General features: G+C 69.1%; 24 protein-coding genes. 13 read left to right on the top strand and 11 right to left on the bottom strand.

Annotated features, from left to right (window positions below; genetic code table 11):
- Positions 1-236: 236 nt before the first annotated feature.
- The 4 genes from ACWEQQ_RS10630 (at position 237) to ACWEQQ_RS10615 (ending at position 7469) form a co-directional block, all read left to right on the top strand.
- Positions 237-5141, top strand: a complete 4905-nt coding sequence (locus tag ACWEQQ_RS10630; protein WP_452348024.1) for an NAD-glutamate dehydrogenase — start codon at positions 237-239, stop codon at positions 5139-5141.
- A gap of 95 nt (positions 5142-5236) precedes the next feature.
- Complete coding sequence (locus ACWEQQ_RS10625) at positions 5237-5632, top strand: acyl-CoA thioesterase (protein ID WP_379382851.1); 396 nt, start codon at positions 5237-5239, stop codon at positions 5630-5632.
- Positions 5633-5645: 13 nt separating this feature from the next.
- Positions 5646-6320 carry a hypothetical protein gene (locus ACWEQQ_RS10620; RefSeq protein WP_452348023.1) on the top strand — a complete coding sequence of 225 codons (675 nt, stop codon included), beginning with the start codon at positions 5646-5648 and terminating at the stop codon, positions 6318-6320.
- Positions 6321-6740: 420 nt separating this feature from the next.
- On the top strand, positions 6741-7469 hold the full coding sequence (locus ACWEQQ_RS10615; protein WP_452348022.1) for a dienelactone hydrolase family protein: 729 nt from the start codon (positions 6741-6743) through the stop codon (positions 7467-7469).
- A gap of 53 nt (positions 7470-7522) precedes the next feature.
- Here the strand turns inward: ACWEQQ_RS10615 and ACWEQQ_RS10610 are convergent, their stop codons facing one another.
- A complete protein-coding gene (locus ACWEQQ_RS10610; RefSeq protein ID WP_379444312.1) occupies positions 7523-7840 on the bottom strand; it encodes an AzlD domain-containing protein in 318 nt (105 codons plus the stop codon).
- Positions 7841-7883: 43 nt separating this feature from the next.
- The gene (locus ACWEQQ_RS10605; RefSeq protein WP_452348021.1) at positions 7884-8630 is read right to left on the bottom strand and encodes an AzlC family ABC transporter permease; all 747 of its coding nucleotides are present in this window, start codon (positions 8628-8630) and stop codon (positions 7884-7886) included.
- Between the two features lie 74 nt (positions 8631-8704).
- On the opposite strand from ACWEQQ_RS10605, the gene ACWEQQ_RS10600 reads away from it, so the two are divergent.
- Entirely contained in the window at positions 8705-9343 is a 639-nt protein-coding gene (locus ACWEQQ_RS10600; protein ID WP_452348020.1) for a helix-turn-helix domain-containing protein, read from the top strand.
- Between the two features lie 30 nt (positions 9344-9373).
- Here ACWEQQ_RS10600 and ACWEQQ_RS10595 read toward each other — a convergent pair whose 3' ends face one another.
- On the bottom strand, positions 9374-9745 hold the full coding sequence (locus tag ACWEQQ_RS10595) for a hypothetical protein (RefSeq protein WP_452348019.1): 372 nt from the start codon (positions 9743-9745) through the stop codon (positions 9374-9376).
- Between the two features lie 51 nt (positions 9746-9796).
- On the opposite strand from ACWEQQ_RS10595, the gene ACWEQQ_RS10590 reads away from it, so the two are divergent.
- On the top strand, positions 9797-10252 hold the full coding sequence (locus ACWEQQ_RS10590) for a MarR family winged helix-turn-helix transcriptional regulator (RefSeq protein ID WP_452341930.1): 456 nt from the start codon (positions 9797-9799) through the stop codon (positions 10250-10252).
- A gap of 4 nt (positions 10253-10256) precedes the next feature.
- Here the strand turns inward: ACWEQQ_RS10590 and ACWEQQ_RS10585 are convergent, their stop codons facing one another.
- The gene (locus tag ACWEQQ_RS10585; protein ID WP_354834668.1) at positions 10257-10988 is read right to left on the bottom strand and encodes an HNH endonuclease; all 732 of its coding nucleotides are present in this window, start codon (positions 10986-10988) and stop codon (positions 10257-10259) included.
- A gap of 267 nt (positions 10989-11255) precedes the next feature.
- Between ACWEQQ_RS10585 and ACWEQQ_RS10580 the strand changes: the two genes are divergently transcribed.
- The 5 genes from ACWEQQ_RS10580 to ACWEQQ_RS10560 all read left to right on the top strand — a co-directional run bounded on the left by ACWEQQ_RS10580 (position 11256) and on the right by ACWEQQ_RS10560 (position 14772).
- The gene (locus ACWEQQ_RS10580) at positions 11256-11660 is read left to right on the top strand and encodes a globin (protein ID WP_452348018.1); all 405 of its coding nucleotides are present in this window, start codon (positions 11256-11258) and stop codon (positions 11658-11660) included.
- Positions 11661-11794: 134 nt separating this feature from the next.
- On the top strand, positions 11795-13396 hold the full coding sequence (locus ACWEQQ_RS10575) for a glycoside hydrolase family 13 protein (protein ID WP_452348017.1): 1602 nt from the start codon (positions 11795-11797) through the stop codon (positions 13394-13396).
- Between the two features lie 77 nt (positions 13397-13473).
- Complete coding sequence (gene ctaJ, locus ACWEQQ_RS10570) at positions 13474-13752, top strand: aa3-type cytochrome oxidase subunit CtaJ (protein WP_328289985.1); 279 nt, start codon at positions 13474-13476, stop codon at positions 13750-13752.
- A complete protein-coding gene (locus ACWEQQ_RS10565; protein WP_452348016.1) occupies positions 13739-14206 on the top strand; it encodes a DUF5130 domain-containing protein in 468 nt (155 codons plus the stop codon). The genes ctaJ and ACWEQQ_RS10565 overlap by 14 nt, the downstream gene beginning before the upstream one ends.
- Positions 14207-14382: 176 nt before the next feature.
- Complete coding sequence (locus ACWEQQ_RS10560; protein ID WP_452341933.1) at positions 14383-14772, top strand: helix-turn-helix domain-containing protein; 390 nt, start codon at positions 14383-14385, stop codon at positions 14770-14772.
- Between the two features lie 69 nt (positions 14773-14841).
- On the opposite strand, the gene ACWEQQ_RS10555 is transcribed toward ACWEQQ_RS10560, so the two are convergent.
- The 4 genes from ACWEQQ_RS10555 to pepN all read right to left on the bottom strand — a co-directional run bounded on the left by ACWEQQ_RS10555 (position 14842) and on the right by pepN (position 19281).
- On the bottom strand, positions 14842-15432 hold the full coding sequence (locus ACWEQQ_RS10555) for a ClpP family protease (protein ID WP_452348015.1): 591 nt from the start codon (positions 15430-15432) through the stop codon (positions 14842-14844).
- Positions 15429-16031: a ClpP family protease gene (locus ACWEQQ_RS10550; RefSeq protein WP_452341934.1), complete on the bottom strand. Its 603-nt coding sequence runs from the start codon at positions 16029-16031 to the stop codon at positions 15429-15431. Before ACWEQQ_RS10550 ends, ACWEQQ_RS10555 begins: the two co-directional genes overlap by 4 nt.
- Before the next feature lie 81 nt (positions 16032-16112).
- The gene (locus ACWEQQ_RS10545; protein WP_354834689.1) at positions 16113-16502 is read right to left on the bottom strand and encodes a hemophore-related protein; all 390 of its coding nucleotides are present in this window, start codon (positions 16500-16502) and stop codon (positions 16113-16115) included.
- 187 nt (positions 16503-16689) lie between these two features.
- Complete coding sequence (gene pepN / locus ACWEQQ_RS10540; protein WP_452348014.1) at positions 16690-19281, bottom strand: aminopeptidase N; 2592 nt, start codon at positions 19279-19281, stop codon at positions 16690-16692.
- Between the two features lie 336 nt (positions 19282-19617).
- Here pepN and ACWEQQ_RS10535 point away from each other — a divergent pair, with 336 nt between their 5' ends.
- Positions 19618-20454: a phosphoribosylaminoimidazolesuccinocarboxamide synthase gene (locus ACWEQQ_RS10535; RefSeq protein ID WP_452341936.1), complete on the top strand. Its 837-nt coding sequence runs from the start codon at positions 19618-19620 to the stop codon at positions 20452-20454.
- Entirely contained in the window at positions 20433-20984 is a 552-nt protein-coding gene (locus ACWEQQ_RS10530) for a cupin domain-containing protein (RefSeq protein WP_452348133.1), read from the top strand. The genes ACWEQQ_RS10535 and ACWEQQ_RS10530 overlap by 22 nt, the downstream gene beginning before the upstream one ends.
- A 15-nt stretch (positions 20985-20999) precedes the next feature.
- On the opposite strand, the gene ACWEQQ_RS10525 is transcribed toward ACWEQQ_RS10530, so the two are convergent.
- The 3 genes from ACWEQQ_RS10525 to ACWEQQ_RS10515 form a co-directional block, all read right to left on the bottom strand.
- The gene (locus ACWEQQ_RS10525; RefSeq protein ID WP_452341937.1) at positions 21000-22256 is read right to left on the bottom strand and encodes an RNA polymerase sigma factor; all 1257 of its coding nucleotides are present in this window, start codon (positions 22254-22256) and stop codon (positions 21000-21002) included.
- A complete protein-coding gene (locus tag ACWEQQ_RS10520) occupies positions 22256-22657 on the bottom strand; it encodes a YciI family protein (protein WP_354834706.1) in 402 nt (133 codons plus the stop codon). Before ACWEQQ_RS10520 ends, ACWEQQ_RS10525 begins: the two co-directional genes overlap by 1 nt.
- A gap of 105 nt (positions 22658-22762) precedes the next feature.
- Positions 22763-23959 carry an NAD(P)/FAD-dependent oxidoreductase gene (locus ACWEQQ_RS10515; RefSeq protein WP_452348013.1) on the bottom strand — a complete coding sequence of 399 codons (1197 nt, stop codon included), beginning with the start codon at positions 23957-23959 and terminating at the stop codon, positions 22763-22765.
- Positions 23960-24054 lie beyond the last annotated feature (95 nt).

Here is a 24054-nt window from a genome sequence, read left to right as displayed (position 1 = left end):
ATAGCGAACTCAGCGGTTTCGCATTCGCAGTTGTGCGTGAAAACTGTTTTGGTGCAAGGTTTGTCGTATGCGACCTGGCGATATCGGACGAAGTCGGCGACGGCCGAACCGTCCGGTTCGTCCGTATGATAGACGCGGCGCGGCATTGAGAGGAATTCAGCCCGGCAGTTCTAGCGCCCAGCTACTCTCGCATCGGCGTCACTTTGTTACGGAACCGAATCCGAGGAGTTGGCGAAATGACGGTCTCGTCCGAATTGTCCAGCGCGGCCTGGGCTGCGAGTTTGCCCGCGTCTCTGCGGGGCAATCTCGTATCCCTCGAGGAGGCGTACTTCCGCCACGTCGACGCCGGCGATGCTGACTGCGCGATCCCCGCGACATCCACCCACATCTTCCGCTGCCATCTGGATCTCGGCATCCAGCGCACCCCCGGCACCGCGAATGTCCGTGTGTACCATGCGGATGACGAGGCCGGGCTCGGCGTCGCCATCCAGCTCGTGACCGATGACATGCCGCTGCTGGTCGAATCCGTGACCTCATCGCTGAGCCGGATCGGCGTCAGCGTCAGTGAGGTCGTGCACCCCATCTTCGAGGTGACCCGAGACGCCGCGGGCCGCCTGGAGAAGGCGGTGCCGCACGAGGTCGACTCCAACGGCACCACGGGCCTGCCCGAGTCCTGGATGCACGTGCAGCTGCACCCCGCCACCAGCCGCGCCCAGCTCGAGCAGATCGAGACCGCGCTGCCCGACGTGCTCACCGACGTGCGCCGGGTCATCGAGGACACCGAGGCCATGCGCGAGGCGCAGGAGCGGGTCGCCGCCGAGCTCGACACCGCGGTCACCGCGGGCAGATCCGCCTTTCCCGCAACGGATCTCACCGACTGTGCCAATCTGTTGCGCTGGCTGGCCGACGGTCACTTCACCGTGCTGGGCTACGCCCGCTACGAGCGGAGCACCGTGAACGGTCAGGCCAAGTCCATCATCGTGCCGGAGACCAGCCTCGGCGTGCTGCGCCCCAACGTCGGCACCGACTTCCGGGTCCCCGACAACAGCGGCGACCAGCCGCTGCTCATGCTGACCCAGGGCCTCGTCCCGGCCACCGTGCACCGGGCGGTCTACCCGTACTTCGTCGGCGTGGCCGAGATCGACGACTCCGGTGCCGTCACGGGCGAGCACCTGTTCATCGGCGTCTTCACCGTCACCGCCCTGCACGCGAACGTGCTCGACATCCCCGTCATCGACCGCCGGGTGCGCTCCATCATCGAGTCCAGCGGCTTCGACCTGGACTCCTTCTCCGGCCAGGAGATGCTGGAGGTCATCCAGGCCTTCCCGCGTACCGAGCTGTTCTCCTCCGAAGGCGAGGCACTGCGCCGCACCGCCAGCGCGGTGCTGAATGTCGGTATGCGCCGCCAGGTTCGGCTGTTCATGCGCATGGACGGCTACGGCCGCTTCGTGGCCTGCATGGTGTATCTGCCGCGTGACCGCTACACCACCCGCGTGCGCCTGGAGATGCAGGACATCCTGGTGCGCGAGCTGGGCGGCGTATCCATCGACTATTCGGCGCGCGTGTCCGAAAGTGACCTCGCCAGTGTGTATTTCACGGTCCGGCTGCCTGATCAGGGCATCGTGGCCGACACCGGCGAGCCCAACCGGCTGCGCATCCAGCACCTGCTCGCCGAGGCCAGCCGCACTTGGGACGACCACCTGCGCGACGAGGTGGCCAACTCCACCGTGCTCGACCCGGCGGTGGCGCAGCGCTACGCCGAGTCGCTGCCGGAGAGCTACAAGGAGGACTTCGAGCCCACCCGTGCCGTGGCCGACATCCTGCGGCTGCAGCGGCTGCCCGACGGGGGCATCGACCAGCATCTGTACCGCTGGTCCGACTCCGACCCGGGCTCTTGGCGTTTCACGCTCTACATCGGTGGTGGTGGCGGCATCTCGCTGAGCCAGGTGCTCCCGCTGCTGCAGAGCCTCGGTGTGGAGGTGATCGACGAGCGCCCGCACCACGTCGAGCGCGATCAGGGTCCGGAGCAGTGGATCTACGACTTCGGCCTGCTGGCCCGTCCCGAGCTGCTGCGCAGCGCCCTGGACCGGAACATGGATGCCGAACTGGTGGAGTCCGCGAGCAGGCTCGACGTGCTCGACGCCCAGGTGCGCGGTTTACGCGAACGCTTCACCGAGGCGTTCGCAGCGCTCTGGTACGGCCGCGCCGAGGCCGACGGACTCAATGAGCTGGTGCTGCGCGCCGGCCTGCACTGGCGCGGCGTCGCGATCCTGCGCGCCTACTCGAAGTACCTGCAGCAGGCCGGATTCCAGTACAGCCAGGCCGCCATCACCCGCGTGCTGCTGGCCTATCCGGAGGCGGCGAGCATGTTCGTCGAGCTGTTCACCGCGCTCTTCGATCCGGACTCGGCCAACCCCGACCATGCCACCGAGCTGGAGGCCGTGGTCCGCTACCGCATCGACGAGGTGGTGAGCATGGACGCAGACCGCATCCTGCGCGCCATCCTCGGCCTGATCAAGGCCACCCTGCGCACCAACTACTACGTCACCGACGCCGAGGGCACTGTGCGTGACTACCTGTCGTTCAAGGTGGAACCGCAGGAGATCACCGAATTGCCCAAGCCCAGGCCGCAATTCGAGATCTTCGTCTACTCCCCGCGGGTGGAGGGCGTGCACCTGCGCTTCGGCCCGGTGGCGCGCGGCGGCCTGCGCTGGTCGGACCGTCTGGAGGACTTCCGCACCGAGGTCCTGGGCCTGGTCAAGGCGCAGGCGGTGAAGAACGCGGTGATCGTCCCGGTCGGCGCCAAGGGCGGTTTCGTGGTCAAGCAGCCGCCGGCCGCGACCGCCGATCCGGTCGCCGATCGGCAGGCGCTGCAGACCGAGGGCATCGCCTGCTACCGCACCTTCATTTCCGGCCTGCTCGACGTCACCGACAATGTCGATCGCGCCACCGGCGCGGTGCTGCGGCCCGAGCGGGTGCTGCGCCGCGACGCCGACGACACCTACCTGGTGGTCGCCGCCGACAAGGGCACCGCGTCCTTCTCCGATATCGCCAATGATGTTGCCCTGCAGTACGGTTTCTGGCTCGGCGACGCCTTCGCCTCCGGCGGTTCGGTGGGCTACGACCACAAGGCCATGGGCATCACCGCCAAGGGCGCGTGGGAGAGCGTGAAGCGGCACTTCGCCGAGATGGATATCGACACCCAGTCCCAGGACTTCACGGTGGTCGGCATCGGCGACATGTCCGGTGACGTGTTCGGCAACGGCATGCTGCTCTCGCGCCACATCCGGCTGGTCGCGGCCTTCGACCACCGCCACATCTTCCTGGACCCGAACCCAGATGCCGCAACGTCTTTCGCCGAGCGCGAGCGCATGTTCGCGCTGCCGCGCTCGTCGTGGGCCGACTACGACCGGTCCCTGATCAGCGAGGGCGGCGGGGTCTACGACCGCACGGTGAAGGCCATCCCGGTCACCGACCAGGTCCGCGAGGTGCTCGGCCTGGCCGCCGACGTCGTCTCGCTGTCGCCGCCGGAGATGATCCGCGCCATCCTGCAGGCCCCGGTGCAGCTGCTGTGGAACGGCGGCATCGGCACCTACATCAAGGCCAGCACCGAGACCAATGCCGAGGTGGGCGACAAGTCCAATGACGCGGTCCGGGTGAACGCGAACGCCTTGCGGGTCAAGGTGATCGGCGAGGGCGGCAACCTCGGCGTTACCGCTCTGGGCCGCATCGAGTTCTGCCGCCACGAGGGCAAGATGAACACCGACGCGCTGGACAACTCCGCCGGTGTGGACTGCTCCGACCACGAGGTCAACATCAAGGTCCTGCTCGACGGCGTGGTCTCCTCCGGCGAGCTGCCCGAGGCCGAGCGCAATCCGCTGCTGGCCTCGATGACCGACGAGGTCTCCGCACTCGTGCTGCAGGACAACGTCTCCCAGAACATCCTTATGGGCATGTCCCGGGCCGAGGCCCCGCACATGCTCAATGTGCACCAGCGCGTCATCGAGGATCTCGAGGAACGCCGTGGCCTGGACCGCGAGCTCGAGGCGCTGCCGAGCGACGCGCAGATGAAGTATCGCGCCGAGGAGGGCACCGGCCTCACCTCGCCGGAGCTGTCGAATCTCATGGCGCACGTGAAGCTTTCGTTCAAGGCCGATCTGCTGGCCAGCGATCTGCCCGATATGGCGTACTTCTCCGCACGGTTGCCGCTGTACTTCCCGACCCCGCTGCGCACCCGCTTCGGTGTGGCCATCAAGCGGCATCGCCTGCGCCGGGAGATCACCGCCACGATGCTGGTGAACGAGGTGGTCGACCTGGGCGGCATCACCTATGCCTTCCGTCTGGGCGAGGAGATCGGGGCCTCGGCCTCCGACGCGGTCCGCGCCTTCACCGCGGCGACCCAGATCTTCGATCTGCACTCGGTGTGGGGACGTATTCGCGCCGCGGAGATCTCCACCGGGACGAAAGACGTGCTGGAGCTGGAGACCAAGCGCACCCTGGACCGGGCCTCGCGCTGGTTGCTCAACAACCGCCCGCAGCCGGTCGCGGTGGGCGCCGAGATCCATCGCTATGCGCAGGGTGTGCGCACGCTCTCGCCCAAGGTGCCGGGCTGGCTGCGCGGTCACCACATCGACAGTCTCAATGCGCAGTCCCAGGCGATCGTTGAGCAGGGCGCGCCCTCGGAGCTGGCCACCGAGGTGTTCGGCCTGCTGAACCAGTTCCCGCTGCTGGATGTGCTCGATATCGCCGACATCACCGATCGCAGCGGTGACGAGGTGGGCGCGCTGTACTACGCGCTCAACGATCACCTCAAGATCGACTGGCTGTTGCAGGCGGTCAGCCACCTCGAGCGCGGTGATCGCTGGCACGCGCTGGCCCGGCTCGCGCTGCGCGACGATATGTACGGCTCGCTGCGCTCGCTCACCCTCGACGTGCTCTCCGGCGGTGACCCGGAGGAGACGGCCGAGGAGAAGATTGCATACTGGGAGTCCAAGAACCAGTCCCGGCTGGGCCGTGCGCGCTCTGCCCTGTCGGAACTGTTCGAGTCCGGAACCCACGATCTGGCCACGCTGTCGGTTGCGGCGCGGCAGGTGCGCAGCATGGTAAGTGGGGTGGGTGCGCAATCGGAGGTACCGCGTTGACAAGTGTCGGTTCGCTGAACGGCCAGGCGAAGACGGCAGCACCGAGTCCGGGGGAGTCCCCGGTCTCGGCCGAGCCGAAGCGTTTCCACACCACGGTGGAGGTGCGCTGGTCGGATATGGACGCCTTCCAGCACATCAACCATGCCCGCATGGTCACCCTGCTGGAGGAGGCCCGCATCCCGTGGCTGTTCCTGGATGAGCGACCGACGGTTGCGCTGCGGTCCGGCTGTGTGCTGGCCGATCTGCGGGTGCAGTACAAGGGCCAGCTCCGCCACGAGGATTCGCCGCTGGACGTGTCCATGTGGATCGACCGGCTGCGCGCGGTGGACTTCACCGTCGGCTACGAGGTGCGCGCGGCCGGCGCCGCCCCGGACTCCCCGCCGGCGGTGATCGCCTCCACCCAGCTGGCCGCCTTCGATATCGACACCCAGCGCCTACGCCGCCTCACCGCCGAGGAACGCGATTACCTCGCGCAGTGGCTGGCCGACTGACCGAGAACGACCGTTGTCGGGACAACTGACCCTGCACGTTCCGGATCCCGCGGAACGCGAGAACCTGGCCACCTTCATCACGCACGCCATCCGCCTCGACCCGGCGGCCGTCATCCGGCTGCGCCGGCGTGGGGACCGCTACGTCTCCGCCTGGGCGACCACCGGATTCGAGGCGCTGGCGGTGCGGACGGTGGTGGCCGAGCTAGGGATGGACGATGTGTCCGTCGGCGCGGACGCCGTCCTCGCCGGGCTGCACGGGCCGGACGCGGGCGCCGCGTTCGGGCTGGGCTATGCCATGGACTCCGCCTGGCGCGCTGCGCTGCCGCCGGAGGCGGGCTTCGTCCACGTGGAGGACGTGCCCGCCCGCATGCTCGTCGAATTGGCCGAGCGCGGCGCCGAATTGGCGCAGGAGCACGGCAGCCAGCACGGCCCGCCGGCCGCCCTGCTGGATCAGACGGTGCTGACCGTATCCGGCGGCGGCGAGCAGGTCGAGGTGCCAATGCGGGTGGTGTTCGCCCTCGCCGCCATGGATTTCATTCCGCACGGCGGCGAGAAGACCGACTCCCGCCGCATCCCGGTGGACGAGATCGTGCGGGTGCGCGCGGCCCGGACCTGGCTACGCCTGGACGCCCGCTACGGTTCGGTGGCCCGCCGTCGCGGCCCCGCCATGCCGCTGCTGCTGCACTGAGGCTCTGCCGCTGCTCCTGCACGGAGGCTCTGCCGCTGCTCCTGCACTGAGCTCTGCTGTTGCTCCTGCACGGAGGCTCTGCTGTTGCTCCCGCACGGAGGCTCTGCCGCCCTTCCGGCGCCGAGTCCCGCCCGAACCCGCCCCCAATGCGCGGGGCACCGAATTTCCTGGCTCGTAAGGTTTTTCGAGCCCAGCTACGTTCGAGTCGGGCCGAACGTAACCACAGTGAGGGGCCATCATCATGACGATCCTGAGGTGCATTCTCGCAGGTGTGGCGCTGGGCATCGCCCTGCTGGCTCCGGCCTTCGCGCCCGTGGTGGGTGGCTGACACGACAGCCGGTCCGCCGGCCATCGGAATCGCGATGGCCGGCATAGCCGCAACGATTGGTCGCCCCGCCCCGTGCCGATTACCTTGGCGGCATGAGCGATGCCGCGATCGTGACCGAGTGGACCGACCTGAAGGTCGGCGATGCCGTGATGAGCGCCTATGTGGCCCGTCCGGCGGAACCGGGTGAGTATCCCGGAGTCGTTGTGGGACACGAGATCTACGGCCAGCACGCCACGGCGCGAGCGGCCGCCGACCGCCTGGCGTCCCTGGGCGTCATCGCCGTCCTGCCGGACCTGTTCCACCGCGTCGCGCCGCGCGCCGAGCTGGAATTGCACGTCGACCGGGAACGTGGCCTGGAACTGCTGCGCACCCTGACCCGTCCCGGGGTGGTCGACGATGTCTCGGCCTGTCTCGACGAATTGCGCGGCCGCGGCGCGGTCTCGCTGAACATGGTTGGCTTCAGCGCGGGCGGGCATGTCGCCTACTACGCCGCCACTCAGCTCCCGCTCGCCGCCACCGCCGCGTTCTACCCGGGTTGGCTCACCAATACCGATATCCCGCTGTCCACACCCGAACCCACCGTCGAAGCCACCCCCGGCATCACGGGCCGGGTCGTGTTGTTCTTCGGCGGTGGGGATCCGCTGATCGATGCCGAGGCTCGCGACGAACTCGAAGAGGCGCTGACCACGGCCAATATCCAGCACGAGATCGTGGTCTACGACGACGCCCCGCACGGCTTCCTCTTCCCCGGCCGCGACTGGTACCGGCCCGAGGTCGCCGAGGATTCCTGGGCCCGGCTCGCGGACCTGTTGCGCGGCTAGCGAATACGGCACGCCGAAGGTGCGCTCCTCAGCAGACACCGAGGACTCGTTCCTCAGTGCACGCCGAGCATCCGCAGCCCCGCCGTGACCACCGCCGCGGAGAGGATCACCACCAGCAGCGGCGCGCGCTTCCACGCCAGCCCCGCCGCGACCAGCACGCCCGCGGGCAACGCCCACCCGAATTGGCCGCTGCCCGTGGGCACCAGCGTGGTGACCGCCAGCGCGGTGAGCAACACGACCGACGCGATCTCCAGCAGCCGGATGGTGCGCGGCGAAATCCTGACCCGGCTGCGCAACAGCGGCCCGGCGAATCGGAATGCGAAGGTGCCCATGGCCAAGGCCATGGCACCCACCAGGAGAGTCTTGGTCATCGGCGCGCGCTCCTGGAGCCGAGCCGTCGAAAGATCGCCCGCATCACACGGTCCCGGCCGCAGCGGGGGTGCACTCGGTCCTCGTCGCCTGATCCGCGTTCGCGGTGGTGGTGGCTTCGCTCGCGCCCGCGCGGCGCACGACCAGCAGTACCGCGGTCAGCGCGAGCAGTACCGGCAGCCCCGCGCCCAGGAACGGCGTGGTCGCCGCGGCGACCACCGCGCCGGCCAGAGCGGCTGTGCGGGTGAGGGGTTCGCGCAGGGCGGGCAGCACCAGCGAGAACAGTACGGCTGGGAAGACGGCGTCCAGACCGAACGTATTGGGGTCGGGCACCACCGCCCCGAGTATGGCGCCGAGCGCCGCGCCCAGCGGCCACGCGGCCAGCACCGAGAGCCCGCACACCCAGTAGGCGGCGCGCCGCCGATCCCGATCCGGCTGGGCCAGGGCCATGGCCACCGATTCGTCGTTCATGACGTGGGTGCCCAGCAGCCGCCGCCAGCCGGTGCCGACCACATCGGGCACGGACAGTCCGTAGGGCAGGTGCCGGGCGTTGACCAGCAGTCCCGCCAGCACGGCGGCGACCAGCCCGCCGCCGGCGGTGAGAATGCCGATGAAGACGAATTCCGAGCCGCCCGCCAGGACGGCGACGCTCATGAGCACCGGCAGCCAGCCGGGCAGTCCGGACGTCACCGCGGTAGCGCCGTAGGATACGCCGATCATGGCGACTGCCAGGCAGATCGCCGCGATACCTGTGAGCACACCCCGATCGAGTGTTCGCCATGCCGAACGCATGTTTTCTATAATGAACACAACCGGCCAGGTTCGTCAAAGGGGCGTGCCGACATCCCGGTACTGTGAACGCCACCATGACCCAGCAGTCCGACCGCTCCGAGCCTGTGTCTGCCCCGCAGGTGCCCGAGTCTGCCCCGCAGGCGCCGGCGTCCCCGCCGCAGGCGCTCGCGTCGCCGCAGGAGGCGATCGCCGCCGCTCTGCGCCGGGAGCGGGCTCGCTCCGGACTCTCGCTGACCGAGGTCGCCCGTCGCGCGGGGATCGCCAAATCCACACTGTCCCAACTGGAATCGGGCTCCGGCAACCCCAGCATCGAAACGCTGTGGGCGCTCTGCCTCGCCCTCGACATCCAGTTCTCGCGGCTGCTGGATCCCCCGACCCCGCAGGTCCAGGTGATCCGCGCGGGTGAGGGCCCGGTCCTCGCCTCGGCGCGGTCCGAGTACCGGACCACCCTGCTCGCGGCCTCCCCGCCCGCGGCTCGCCGTGACGTGTATCGCGTCACCGCCGAACCCGGCCACCCCCGGGACTCCGCCCCGCACTCCCGTGGCGTCGTCGAGCACATCGTGCTGTGCGCCGGTCGCGCCAAGGTCGGGCTCGCCGAGGATCCGGTGGAACTCGGGCCCGGCGACTACATCTGTTACCCCGGCGATCTGCCGCACGTCTTCGAGGCCCTCGAGCCGGGCACCTGGGCCCTGCTGGTCAGCGAATACAGCTGATCCGCGAATCCGGCTGCGGCGCAGCCGATCTCACTGACCGGCCACCCACCAGGCGGACAGCAGGTGCACGGCCGCCAATCCGACGCAGGTGGCCGCCATCGGCCAGTTGCGCCGTCCCGCACCGATGACCGCGTCGCCGATCTGAGCCAGTCCGGCGACCACCAGGATCGGCGCCAGTCCGCTGCGGGCCCCGACCGCGAGCAGGATCAGCATCACGATGCTCAGCGGCACCGCCCGCGCCCCGTAGGCATACGCGAAAAACAGTGTGCCCGTATTGATCTGGGCACCGTCCGGCACCGCCATCGCGGGCCGTGCCATGCCGACCACGCTGGAGACTCCCGAGATCAAAGCGACCGCCGCGTTCGCGATGGCGATTCCGGTGTACGCGTCCATTTCCTTCATTCCCTAAATCATTCAGCGTCTGAATGTTTCGAGGGAAGTATCATCTGACCCGTGAACGATGTCAAGAAGCCGACCGGACTCCCGAAGACCGTCTCGTTCCGGCTGGGCACGGTGGGTTCGGTGGTCGCAGACCGCTTCGCCGCGCGCATCGAAACCCTCGATCTCAAGCCCAAGCACGCGGGGCTGATGACCGCGCTGAGCCACGGCGAGGCTGCGTCACAGCAGGAATTGGCGAGCCGGCTCGGCGTCGCGCCGAGCCTGGTGGTGGCGCTGGCCGATCATCTGGAACGACTCGGCGCGATCGAGCGCGTGCGTGATCCCGGGGACCGGCGGCGGCAGGTGCTGACGCTCACCGGGCACGGCTACGCGCTGCTGGCGGAATGCGAAAAGGCCGCGCGAGACCTCGACGACGAACTCACCGCCGGGCTGACCGACAAGGAGCGCACGGCCTTCCTGCGCGCGCTCGGCGTACTGGCCGCCGAAGCCGGTCTGCCCACGGGGGAGTGACGCGTCAGGCCGCGCCCTCGCCGAGGTACTGCAGCCACATCGGATCCAGTTCCGAGCTGGCCGACAGCAACCGCCAGTGCGGACCCTTCGGCGCGACCATCGGATGGTGCAGTGTCCAGCCCAGTTCGCTCAGGAGCTTGTCGGCCTTGCGGTGGTTGCAGGGGGCGCAGGACGCGACGCAGTTCTCCCACGAGTGGGCGCCGCCACGGCTGCGCGGAATGACGTGATCGATGGTTTCGGCCTTGCCGCCGCAGTAGGCGCAGCGGTAGCGGTCGCGATGCATGAGGGCGGCTCGGGTCATGGGGACCCGTGCCCGGTAGGGGACGCGCACGTAGTTGCGTAGTCGGATGACCGAGGGGAGCGCCACCGAGGTGCCGGCGGAATGCACGACCGGACCCTCCGGATTGTCGTGCACGGTGTCGGCCTTGTCGCAGATCAGCAGCACGATGGCGCGACGTGCGGACAGGGCGGTGAGCGGCTCGTACGTGGCGTTCAGCAGCAGCACGCGGCGTTTGGCCCAGGCGGGAACGGGTGCTGCGGTGGGCGGATGATGCGCGTGCTCGCGGTGGTCGCCCGGATGGGCGGGCTCGGGATGAGCGCCCAGGTGATGCTCGGAATGAGAATGTTCGGACAGCAAGTGCAGCGGAGTAGCCCCCGACCCACGATTGTGGACGTCGGCGGGCTGGAGTTGTCGATGGGTCCGCGCCTCGTGTCGGGCGCCGTGCCGCTGCTTCATGGGCCATACCCCGGTTTCGTATTCGTCCGATTGTGTGGTATCTCGGCAGACTGCCACCCAGTTGACCATGACTTGCCGCATATTGCACGGTGATTTCGCACATTGTCGGGCACATTCGGATGAACGGGACGTGACAATCGTGCACGCGGGCCGCCGGGGGGTCGAGAAACGCTGTTCCGGGCTGCGAACGGTGTGCTGGGAGGCGTCGATCGGCCGCATCGAGGGTGCACCCGGGCCGGACGTCGCGGGAGTGGGCACAATGGGGACGTGACTTCCGGCGAGCAGACTGCAACCTCCTTCTATCAAGCCGTGGGCGGCGAGAAGACGTTCCATCGGATCGTCGCGGCGTTCTACCGCGAGGTGGCGCAGGACGAGGTGTTGCGGCCGCTGTATCCGGAGCAGGACCTGGGCCCGGCCGAGCGACGCCTGCGGATGTTCCTGGAGCAGTACTGGGGCGGGCCGCGGACCTACTCCGACGAGCGCGGGCATCCGCGCCTGCGGATGCGGCACATGCCGTTCAAGGTCGGGCCGATCGAGCGGGACGCGTGGCTGCGGGCCATGCGCATCGCGGTGGCGGAAATCGAGCCGGAGGTGCTCGACGATGTGCACCGGCAGCAGCTGCTCGACTACTTCGAGATGGCCGCCAATTCGCTGATCAACTCGCCTTTCTGAGTTGGATCCGCAGAAATCCCAGCGCCTCACAGTGTTTCCGGGCGCCCGCAGCTGTCCGCTGATCATTTGCTGAAACTGGACAAGTCCATTCGACGTGGCCGCGAAAGTCACTGTGCTTTGGCACCATTACGGCTGTGACTGATTTTTCCGCCGCAGCCGGGGGCGGGGCCGGTCCGGCTCCGTGGTGGCGATCTGCTGTGTTCTACCAGGTGTACCCGCGTTCCTTCGCCGATTCCGGCGGTGACGGTGTCGGTGATCTGGGTGGGCTGCGTGACCGTTTGGGGTATCTCGAGCTACTCGGGGTGGACGCGCTGTGGATCTGCCCGGTGATGCGCTCGCCCATGGCCGACGGCGGCTACGACGTGTCGGACCCGCGCGATATCGACCCGCTGTTCGGCGGCCTCGGGGCGCTGGACGAGATCATCGCCGAGGCGCACGACCGGGCCATGCGGGTGACCATGGACCTGGTGCCCAACCACACCAGCGATCAGCATCCCTGGTTCCGGGCGGCGCTGGCGGCGGGGCCGGGGAGTCCGGAGCGGGCGCGGTACTTCTTCCGCGACGGCCGCGGGCCGGACGGCGCTGTGCCGCCGAACAACTGGCCGAGCATCTTCGGTGGTCCGGCCTGGACCCGGGTGACCGAACCGGACGGTAGACCGGGGCAGTGGTACCTGCACATCTTCGCCGCCGAACAACCCGACCTGAACTGGGAAAACCCCGAGGTCGCAGCCGATTTCGAACAAACCCTGCGGTTCTGGCTGGACCGCGGCGTGGACGGCTTCCGGATCGACGTGGCGCACGGCATGGCCAAACCCCCGGGCCTGCCCGATATGGAGCGCGTCGACACGCGGATGCTCCACCTCGAGGACGACGATCCGCGCTTCAACAACCCCGGCGCGCACGACATCCACCGGCGGATCCGGAAGGTGATGGACGAGTATCCGCACGCGGTCGCCATCGGCGAGGTGTGGGTCGACGACAACACCCGCTTCGGCGAATACCTCCGGCCCGACGAACTGCACCTGGCCTTCAATTTCCGGCTCGCCCAGACGCCCTTCCGGCCGGATCGGATCCGCGCGGCCGTGGACAATTCGCTGCGCGCGGTGGCCGGGGTCGGCGCGACGCCCACCTGGACGCTGTCCAACCACGACATCGAGCGCGAGGTCACCCGCTACGGCGGCGGGCCCGTCGGGCAGGCGCGGGCGCGGGCCATGATCCTGCTGGAGCTGGCGCTGCCGGGCAGCGTATTCGTCTACAACGGAGCCGAATTGGGGCTGGCCAATGTGGACGACCTCCCCGAGTGGGCGCTGCAGGACCCCACCTGGGAACGCTCCGGGCACACCGAGCGCGGCCGGGACGGCTGCCGGGTGCCGCTGCCGTGGGAGGGGGAGTCGCCGCCGTTCGGGTTCACGACTGGGGTGCCGTGGCTGCCCATGCCGCCGGAGTGGGCAGCGCTGACCGTGGAGGCGCAGCTGGAGCGACTGGATTCCATGCTGTCGCTGTACCGGATGGCGATCGAATTGCGGGCCGTCCGGCCGGAATTCGGGGGGTTCGGGCTGGAGTGGTACGCGAGTCCGCCCGGCTGCCTCGCGTTCCGGCGCGAGGGCGGTCTGCTGTGCGTGCTCAATGCCACCGATGCGCCGATCCTGCTCCCCGCGGGTGAGGTGCTGCTGGCGAGCGCGGCGATCAATGCGCGGCGGGAACTTCCGGCGAACTCGACGGCCTGGCTGGTCTGAAAGGGGTTTGTCACGACACGGCCGCACTAGCCCTTACCGGTCGTAGTAGTCATACGGGCATCGACTACCGTTGGGCCGTGAGCATTCTCCAGACAGTGCTGATCTACGTCGGCATCCCGGTCGCGATCTATCTGGTGATCGCCGGATTGTCGTTCCTCGGCAAGCCGCTGCCCGGCAAGAAGCCGGAACACTACGAACTCGGTGCGAAGTGGACCCAGCCCCCGGTGCTGTGGAGCGCGACCGACGAGGTGACCGGATCCGGCCACCACGACACTGCTGATTCGCATGGTGACCATGCTGCTATCGAATCCGCCCACGCGGAGCTGATCGGAGGCCGGGCAAGTGGCAAGTTCTAATTGGCCCGCGGTGGACGAGGCCGACCTACCCCACGGTTACGCGATCACCACCAGTGGACGCGTCTCCGGTGTGCACGAGGCCGGCGACGTCTTCAAGGAAGCGCCGTTCAGCGACCGCGAGCGGCTGCTCATGGACAATGCGCTCACCGACGCCACCCGCGCCACCAAGGTGCGCTTCAACATCTACATCGGTGACCTGGGCTCCGACTCGGCCGCCGGCGTGGACGCCCTGTTCCCCTCCACCCCCGAGGCCGCCCGCTCGGTGCTCATCGCGGTGGACCCGAACGCCAATTCTGTCGAGGTGCGCTCCGGCCGCGACGTCGCCGACCGCGCCAACGACCGCGTCTGTCAGCTCGGCGCCACCGCCGCCACCAGCTCCTTCCGCCAGGGCGAGCTGATCGACGGCCTGGTCTCGGCCGTGCGCGTGATGGCCGCCGCCATCGGGCGGGTCTAGCCGACTTCCGGCTCTTCTCGGGGGCTTCGCCCCTGAAACCCCAAGGGACGTTTGGGGGCTCGGCCCCCAAACCCCGAGGGGTGAAGGTCACGCACCGACCCCCGCACGCCCCGACGACATTTCGCCCTGAGCAGATCGGGGCGCGGGGGCGGGGTGGGGGAATTTACGCTCGGGAGATGGCCGAGCATCCGCGTTTGCAAGCAATTCCCGGTGGTCTCGACGAAGGGGCCGTGGCGCGACGTGCGATGCGTCCGGCGCCGGTGCGCGAGCCGCTGTGGCGGGAGGCACTCGGCGGTCAGTTACGCTCACTTCGGCTGGAGCGGGGGGAGAAACTGACGGAAACGGCTGGGCGGGCGGGTATTTCGCCGCAGTATCTGTCCGAGGTCGAACGGGGGCGCAAGGAGCCGTCCAGCGAGATGATCGCGGCCCTGGCGGGGGCTCTGGGCACCAGCTTGGGTTCGCTCACACGGCAGGTGGCCGAGGACCTGCTTCGCGCCCGTCCCGCCCCGGCCCGGCACCCGGCCATCTCGCCGCTGGCGATCTCCCCCGTCCTGCTGGCCGCCTGATCCACGAGCATGCGTTGGCGCACCTGCCTTTTCGGCGTTGTGCGTGCACCAGCGCATGCTCGGCGGCGTTCAGGCGCGGGGGCCGAGGAGATGGTCGGCCAGGCCGTAGTCGAGCGCCGTTCGCGCGGTGAAGACCCGGTCCCGGTCGGTGTCGCGGCGCAGGGTTTCCGCGGACTGGCCGGTGTGGGTGGTGAGGATGGCTTCGATCTGGGCGCGCATGCGGACGATTTCGTCGGCCTGCAGGATCAGGTCGGGGATGGTGCCCTGACCTCGAATCGCGGGCTGGTGCAGGACGATTCGAGAGTGCGGGAGGACATTGCGGCGGCCCTTCGCGCCGCCGGCCAGCAGCACGGCGCCGACCGCGATCGCCTGGCCGACGCAGGTGGTCACCACGGGGGACTGGATGTGCTGCATGGTGTCGTAGACCGCGAGCATGGCCGGCAGGTCGCCGCCCTCGCAGTTGATGTAGAGGTTGATGTCTTGGCCCGGGCTTTCCGCGTCCAGGTGGAGGAGCTGGGCGATCAGGGCATTGGCGACACCGGAGTCGATGGGCGTGCCGAGATAGACGATGCGTTCGGTGAGCAGATGCGAGTAGACGTCCATGATCCGCTCCCCGCGCGGGTCGCGGGCGATGACATTAGGAATGGTGTAGCTGCTCATGCCGAGATCCCCAGCTTCGGGCGCTGCGGGACGACCTGGTGGAAGGAGTCCACGATGCCGTCGATGAAGCCGTACTCGCGGGCCTGCGTCGCGGTGAACCAGCGGTCGTGCAGGGAGTCCTCGAAGACCTGGTCGTACGGCTGGCCGGTGTCGGCGGCGATCAGGCCGAGGACGGTCTGCACGGTGTAGCGCAGGTCGTCGGCCTGTACCTCCACCTCGACGGCACTGCCGCCGATGCCCGCCGAACCCTGGTGCATGAGGATGCGGGCGTGCGGCAGGGCGTAGCGGTGCCCGGGTGTCCCCGCCGACAGCAGAAATTGTCCCGCGCTGCAGGCCAATCCGAGGGCCAGTGTGGACACCGTGCCCGGCACCAGCCGCATGACGTCGCGGATGGCGAGCATGGCGGGCACGGACCCGCCGGGCGAGTGGATCCACAGCGAGATGCCTGCCTCGGGATCCTCGGCCGCCAGCGTGAGCAGCTGGGTCATGAGCAGCGTGCCGTTGTCGTCGTCGAGCGGCCCGTCCAGTACGAGCACCCGGCGGGCGAAGAGCTGTTCCCTGGTGTGCCAGTTGAACATCGGAGTCTTGTTCTCTGCCATGCCTTCACGGTGCCGCAGCGGATCGCCGGAAGTCCTGCCGCGCTGCTGTGGGCGGATCCGCCCACAGCAGCGTCTGCCGGGCTAGTGCCGGTGGCAGGTGTCGGCGACGCGGTCGAACTTGGCGCGCACGGGTTCGCTGCCGGGGGCGTGGTCGTGGCGGATCTGCTCGATGCGGTCCTCGACGTCGGGGTACTGGGACACGATGCGGAAGAAGGACTCGGGCCGGGCCTCGGGCGGCAGCTGGTACATCACGGCGAGCCCGGAGGTGAGTTCCGGGTGGCCGTCGATGAGCCGGGCCAGCACCGGATCCTGATCGTTGAGAGTGGTGTCGATCTGGGCCCAGCTGCAGGTGGAACGGGTGAGCGAGTCATCGTCGTCGGCGGCCGCCACACCGGTGCCGGAAAGCACTGCGGCGGAGCAGATTCCGGTGACGGCGAGAGCGGCGGCGGCGTGACGGGTCCAGGATGTCATGGTGGATGGCCTCATTCGGTCGGGATGGCTTGCGGCACCGATCATGTCGGACTCCCGGCCCCGCGGACCTGTCCGGCGGGGGTTCTTCAGCGACTCTTCAGTCAGCGGCCCCGCACCGCCGACAGCCCCTCCCGAATGGATTCGGGAGGGGCTGTGCCGGTCGAAATATGCTGCCGTGCAGTGCTTTCTAACTGCGGTCGAAGGCGCGGGCGCGCAGCGAGCGCTCGATGCCCGCCTTGCCCTCCACCACCAGGCGGCGCAGGGCCGGCGGGTGGTCATCGGCGAGGAACTTGTCGGCCACCGCGACGGCCTCCTCGGTGACGGCCCAGTGCGGGTACAGCCCCACCACGACCGTCTGGGCGACCTCGCTGGAGCGCCGCTCCCACACCGACGCGATCTCGGCGAAGTAGCGCTCCACGTACGGGGCCAGCAGCGCGGCCTGGCCCGCCGGGGCGAAACCGGTGACGATGGCGCGTGCGGTGATGTTCGGCACCGTGTCGTCGCTGATGACGGTGTCCCACGCCGATTCCTTGACCGCCGCCTGCGGGCGGGCGGTGGCCGCGGCCGCGGCCTGGCGGCGGCCCGCGGCGGTGTCGTCGCGGGTGAGTTCCGCGTCGATGACCGGGGTTTCGATGCCGTCGGCGTCGATGGCCCCCGCGGCCGCGAGCGCCTGGGTGATGCGCCAGCGCAGGTCGGTGTCGACGGTCAGGCCCGGCAGGCCGACGCCCTCCGGGTCACCGGCGTGCAGCCGGCGCAGCACCTCGATGTGCTGCGGCGAGAGCAGCGCGCCGGTCAGCGCGTTGACGAACGCCAGCTGGTGGTCCGAGCCCGCACCGGCGGCGCGGGCCAGTTCCAGCAGGCGGTCGGCGTAGGCGGGCCAGCCCTCGGTGCGCGCCCACTCGGGATCGGCGTAGGCGCCGAGCGCGGTGGCGGCCTGCATGAGCAGCCGCTGGACGACGCCGATCTCGGTTTCCGCGCCGACGCCGCGCTGCACCAGCGCCACGAAGTCGCGGGCCTTCATCTCGGCCTGCCGGGTCATCTCCCAGGCGGCCGACCAGGCCAGCGTGCGAGGCAGTGGCTCGGCGATGTCGGCGATGCGCGCCACCACCGTGTCGAGGGAGCCGGCGTCCAGGCGGACGGAGCAGTAGGTGAGGTCGTCGTCGTTGACCAGCACCAGCTTGCCGCGGCCGACGCCGACCAGCTCGGGCACCTCGGTGCGCTCGGCGGGATCGATGTCGAGCTCGACGCGCTTGGTGCGCACCAGCTTTCCGTCCTGGTCGTCGTAGACGCCGATGGCCAGGCGGTGGACGCGGCGCTCACCGGCGCCGGGCTCCGCGCCCTGCTGGACGACCGCGAAGGAGGCGAAGTTGCCGTCCGCGTCGACGGTGAAGTCCGGGCGCAGGATGTTCAGGCCGGTGGTCTTGAGCCACTGCGCGCCCCAGTCGGACAGGTCGCGGCCGGACGCTTTCTCCAGCGCGCCCACCAGATCGTCGAAGGTGGCGTTGCCGTAGGCATGTTCGGTGAAGTAGTCGCGCAGACCGGCCAGGAACGGCTCCTCACCGACATAGGCCACCAGCTGCTTGAGCACGGACGCGCCCTTGGCGTAGGTGATGCCGTCGAAGTTCACCTCGACCGCGGCCAGGTCCGGGATGTCGGCGGCGATCGGGTGGGTCGAGGGCAGCTGGTCCTGCCGGTACGCCCACGACTTCTCGACATTGGCGAAAGTGGTCCAGGCATTGGTGTATTCGGTCGCGCCGACCTGGCACAGCACCGAGGCGAAGGTGGCGAACGACTCGTTCAGCCACAGGTCGTCCCACCACTTCATGGTGACCAGGTCGCCGAACCACATGTGCGCCATCTCGTGCAGCACGGTCTCGCAGCGGCGCTCATAGGAGGCGCGAGTCACCTTGGAGCGGAAGACGTAGTCCTCGAGGAAGGTGACCGCGCCCGCGTTCTCCATGGCGCCCGCGTTGAATTCGGGCACGAACAACTGGTCGTACTTGCCGAAGGCATAGGGCACACCGAAATTGGCGTGGTAGAAGCCGAAGCCCTGCTTGGTCTCGGTGAAAAGCCGTTCGGCGTCCATGAATTCGGCCAGCGAGGCGCGGCAGTAGATGCCGAGCGGGATCTCGCCGTGCGAATCGCTGTACGAGTCGGTCCACTTCGCGTACGGACCGGCGATGAGCGCGACCAGGTAGGTGCTCATGCGCGGGGTGGGGGCGAAGGTGTGGCGGACCACGGTGCCGATGGTGTGGGTGTCGGCGACCGCGCCGTTGGAGATGACCTCCCAGTCCTCGGGCGCGGTGACGATCACGTCGTAGGTGGCCTTGAGGTCGGGCTGGTCGAAGCAGGCGAACATGCGCTTGCAGTCGGCGGTTTCGAACTGCGAGTACAGGTAGACCTTGTTGTCGGTGGGGTCGACGAAGCGGTGCAGGCCCTCACCGGTGTTCGAGTACTCGCCGTCGGCCTCGATGACGAGCTCGTTGTTCGCGGCCAGGTTCGGCAGGGTGAGGCCCTGCTCCTCGTCGTAGCCGCTCACATCCAGGGCCACGCCGTTGAGCACGGCCGAGCGCACACCCGCGCCCACGAAGTCGATGAAGGTCTGCGCACCCGGGGTCGCGGTGAAGGTCACGGTGGACTTCGAGTGGAAGGTCTCACGGCGCGGCTCTTCGGCACCGGTGGGCTGTCCGATCAGGTCCAGTTCGACCCGATAGTTCTCCACCTGGACCGTCGCGGCGCGTTCGATCGCCTGCTCGCGGGTGAGATTCGGTGCGGACAAGGGGGCTCCTTAGCTCTCGGAGAACTTCTGCCGTGCAGGTGCACCCGGCTCGCTGAGCGGCGCTGCCCAGGGCTCGGTGCGGGATGCGATGCGCCCGCGCGAGGCATCGAGCGGACCGAACAATTCTCCACTCGTGACCCGGCGCGGACACGACGTTCCCCACAATGCCACGTCCCGCCGACCCGTGGCGCGGGCCCGTGCGGGCCGGTCGTCCCGGCCCGCACGGGCCGGTTGCTCCAGGTCGACTGCGATCGGGCGTTCGACCGGGCGTCGGGGCGGGCGGTGCCCGTCGGTAAGCTCTGCGGCGGCAGCAATCGCCCAGCACGAGGAGGACCGTTGAAGCACATCCACGCCGGTAAGGTGCGCGACCTGTACGAGGACGGCGATTCGCTGATCCTGGTCGCATCCGACCGGGTGTCGGTGTACGACGTGGTGCTGCCGACCCCGATTCCGGACAAGGGCGCGCTGCTCACCCAGCTGTCCAACTGGTGGTTCGGGTTCTTCTCCGATGTGCCCAACCACATTCTGTCCACCACCGACGTGCCCGCCGAGTTCGCGGGCCGCGGGGTGCGGGTCAAGCCGCTGAAGATGCTGAAGGTGGAGTGCATCGCGCGCGGCTACCTGACCGGCGGCGGCCTGGCCGAATACCAGCGCTCCGGCACCGTGTCCGGTATCGCGCTGCCGCCCGGCCTGCGTGACGGCGACAAGCTGCCCGAACCCATCTTCACCCCGACCACCAAGGCCGACGCCGGGCACGACGAGCCCATCAGCTTCGCGGACGTGGTGAACCAGGAGGGCAGGGAGGTCGCCGAGCGGCTGCGCGACCTGACGCTCGAGATCTATGCCCGGGGCGCCGAGCATGCCGCCGCGCGCGGGGTCATCATCGCCGACACCAAGATCGAACTCGGCTGGGACGGCGACGTTCTCACCGTCGGCGACGAGGTGCTGACCTCGGACTCCTCCCGCTTCTGGCCCGCCGACGACTACGAGCCCGGCCGCCCGCAGAAGTCGTTCGACAAGCAGTTCGTGCGCGACTGGTCCACCTCCACCGGGTGGAACAAGGAGTACCCGGGCCCGGAGATTCCGGCCGAGGTGATCGAGGTGACCCGCCAGAAGTACGTCGCGGCCTACGAGCTCATCACCGGCAATACCTGGAGCGGCGTTCCGGGCTAGGCCGGAACCGCTTCGGCGGCAAGGAAGTTCGTGACGAAGGCGTCGGCCCGACGGACCCTGCGGGACCGAAGACTCCGGAAGGTTGCCGGGACGCGAAGCCCACCGAATACGAGATCTCCTGCTTCACCGGCGATTCCGCGTGCACCGTCGAGGAGCTGTCCGGAATCCATTGGGGCAGTGAGGCGAATGCCACCGCCCTGATGGTCGGTGCCTACCGCACCTCGGCCCGCCGGCACGAACGCCTGCTGCATTCGCTCCCGCCCGTCCTGGTCGTCACCGACGACTTCGACACGTGCGGCTGGATCGAATCCGCCGCGGCCTCCGCCGTCGATCAGAGCGCCGGTTCACAGGCCATGGTGGACCGCCTCCTCGACTGGAGCCTGGTCTGCACCCTGCGCACCTGGTTCGACCAGGCCGGGCCCGCCGCCCCGGGCTGGTTCCGCGGCCTGTCCGACCCGTTCGGCTTCTCCGCCGCCTTCAAACGCCACCGCGGCCAGAGCCCCACCGCCTTCCGCGCCACCGCCGCCTGACCTGCCGCCGGTCGGTCACTGGCGGCGCAGGCGGGCGGCGCGGATGGTGAGGTAGTCGCGTTCGGGGAGGCTGGTGGTGTGGCGGGCGGCGGCGGTGTAGGCGGCGATGGCTTCGTCGGAGTCGCCGGCCATTTCGTGGAGGTGGCCCCGGACGGCGTCGAGGCGGTGGTTGCCCGCGAGCGAGTCGGTGAGGGTGTCGGCGAGGTCCAGGCCCGCCTGGGGGCCGTGGACCATGGCGGTGGCGACCGCGCGGTTGAGGGTCACCATCGGGTTGGGGGACTGGCGTTCGAGGGCGTTGTACAGCAGCAAGATTCGGGGCCAGTCGGTGTCCTCGGGGCGCAGCGCCTGGGCGTGCAGGGCGGCGATGGCGGCCTGGATCTGGTACGGGCCGATGAGGCCGCTGCGCACCGACGCGGTCGCCAGCCGCACACCCTCGATGATCATTTCGCGATCCCAGAGGCCGCGATCCTGTTCGGCGAGCGGGATCAGCTCGCCGCGGCTTCCGGTGCGTGCCGCCCGCCGGGCATCGGTCAGCAGCAGCAATGCGAGCAACCCGGTGACCTCCGGATCGTCCGGCAGGACGCGGAACAGGGCCCGCGCCAACCGAATCGCCTCGCTCGACAGATCGCCCCGCCGCAGTCGCTCGCCACCGCTGGTGTGCCCCTCGGTGTAGATCAGATAGAGCACCCGCAGCACACTGCTCAGCCGCTCATTCCATTCTTCCCGTTGCCCGTTCGATCCCGCAGGCATGGCGAAGGGCCGCTCCTCGGCTGCCAGGCGCTTCTTGGCCCGCGTAATCCGCTGCGCCATGGTCCTTTCCGGTAGCAGGAAGGCTCGCGAGATCTCCTCGGTGGTGAGCCCGCCCACCGCCCGCAGCGTCAGCGCGATCGCACTGGCCGGCGACAGGGCCGGATGGCAGCACAGGAAGAACAGCGTCAGCGTGTCGTCGCGATCCTCGGCGATGACGGCGTCGGCCGGATCGGGGGCGGCGGCGCCGAGTCGTTCGGGTTCGCGGATGGCGTTGGCGGCCTCGCGGTTTCGACGGGCCGACTCGGCGCGGATGGTGTCGATGAGACGCCGCGCGCCGACCTGGATCAGCCAGCCGCGCGGGTTGCCGGGCACGCCGTCGGCGGGCCACTGGGTGGCGGCGGCGAGCATGGCCTCCTGAAGGGCGTCCTCGGCGGCGTCGAAGTCGCCGTAGCGGCGGACGAGGCTGCCGAGGACCTGCGGCGCGAGGTCGCGCAGCAGATCCTCGATCGCGGTGTCCGGCATCAGAGATCGGCGGCGGGGGCGCTCATGATCGGGCGGATCTCGATGTACTCGCCGATCGGCTTGCCGCCGGGGCCGGGCGCGGCCGATGCCTTGGCCGCGATCTCGAGCGCACGGTCCGGGCTGTCGACATCGACGATCCAGAACCCGGCCAGGAACTCCTTGGTCTCGGGGAAGGGGCCGTCGGTGACCACCGGCGCGGAACGGCCGTCGGACGTGACGGTGCGCGCCTGGCCCGGATCGGCGAGGCCCTGGGCGTCGACGAGTTCGCCGGACTTGGCCAGCTCCTCGCCGAGGGCGCGCTGGAAGTCGATGTGGGCCTGGATCTCCTCGGGCGCCCACTCGTTGATCGGGGTGTCGCAGTAGGCGGCGGCGGAGTAGGTCTTGATCAGGATGTACTTCACGGTCGGCTCCTTTCGTCGGTGCACCCTTGCGGGCGCTCTCGTCCAGAGGTCGGAGCCCAGTACGCCGGGACGACGCACTCCGTACTCCGGATCATGTGAGGGTCGTCACAGCTCCTCGGGGTTCACGGCCTCGCCGCTCAGGATCAGCTTCTTGATCTTGTCCTGCATATCCCAGATGTTCACGTTCATCCCGGCCAGCACCCGGTTTCCCGAGTCCAGCCAGTACGCCACGAACTCGCGCTCACCGAGGTCGCCGCGCACCACCACGTGCGCCTGCTGCCCTCGCGCCACGTACCCGGTGTACTCCATCCCGAGGTCGTACTGGTCGGTAAAGAAGTAGGGCAGCCGGTCGTACACGGCGGGCTTGCCCAGCATGGTCAGGGCCGCCACCGCGGGCTGGTTGAGCGCATTCGCCCAGTGCTCCACCCGGATTCGCTGCCCCAGCACCGGATGCTGCTGATCGGCGATGTCGCCGACCGCGACGATATCCGGGTCGCTGGTGGCCAGGCTCTCGTCGACCAGGACGCCGCCGCCGACCGCCAGCCCGGCATCGGCGGCCAGCTCGATATTGGGCCGCGCACCCACCGCGACCAGCACCGCGTCCGCCTCGATGTGGGTACCGTCGTCGAGCCGCACGCCAGCGGCCCGGCCGTCGGCGGTGGTGATCTCGCCGACCTTCACCCCGAGCCGCAGATCCACCCCGTGCGCGCGGTGCAGATCGGCGAACACCGCGCCCATCTCGGCCCCGAGCGCGGCCTGCAGCGGCACCGATTCCGCCTCCAGCACAGTCACTTCCACGCCGGCTACGCGTGCGGCGGCGGTCACCTCGAGCCCGATCCACCCCCCGCCGATGACGGCCAGTCGCCGCGCGGAGCCGAACATCGCGAGCAGGGCGTCGGATTCCTCGATGGTGCGCAGCATGTGCACCCCCTCGGCGTCCGCGCCGGGCAGCCGCAGCAGCCGCGGCCGCGAACCGGTGGCCAGCGCCAGCTTGTCGTAGGGCAGTGTCGTACCGTCCGGCAGCGCAATGGTTTTGGTGCCGCGATCCAGCGCGGTGACGGTGGTGCCGGGCATCATCTCGATATGGTGGTCGCGATACCACTGCGCCGGATCCACGGTGAAGTCGCTGAGCGCCTGCTTGCCCAGCAGATGCTCCTTGGACAGCGGCGGCCGCTCGTACGGCAGATGATCCTCCGCGCTGACGAGCGTGACCGAACCGTCGAAATCATTGGCCCGCAAGGCTTCCGCGAGCTTTGCGGCCGCCAGTCCACCGCCCGCGATGACGAACCTGGATGTGGTCATGCCGAAACCTCCCTGCTAGTACGGTCGGGACCGCCGTCGATGAGGCCGATAGTCCGACCCTAGCCCGGGTGGAGTCGGGCGGAGCGGAAATATCG

Source organism: Nocardia sp. NPDC004123 (assembly GCF_053603795.1).
Note: the sequence above shows the minus strand (reverse complement) of the source record. Positions and strands in the feature narration are given on the sequence as shown.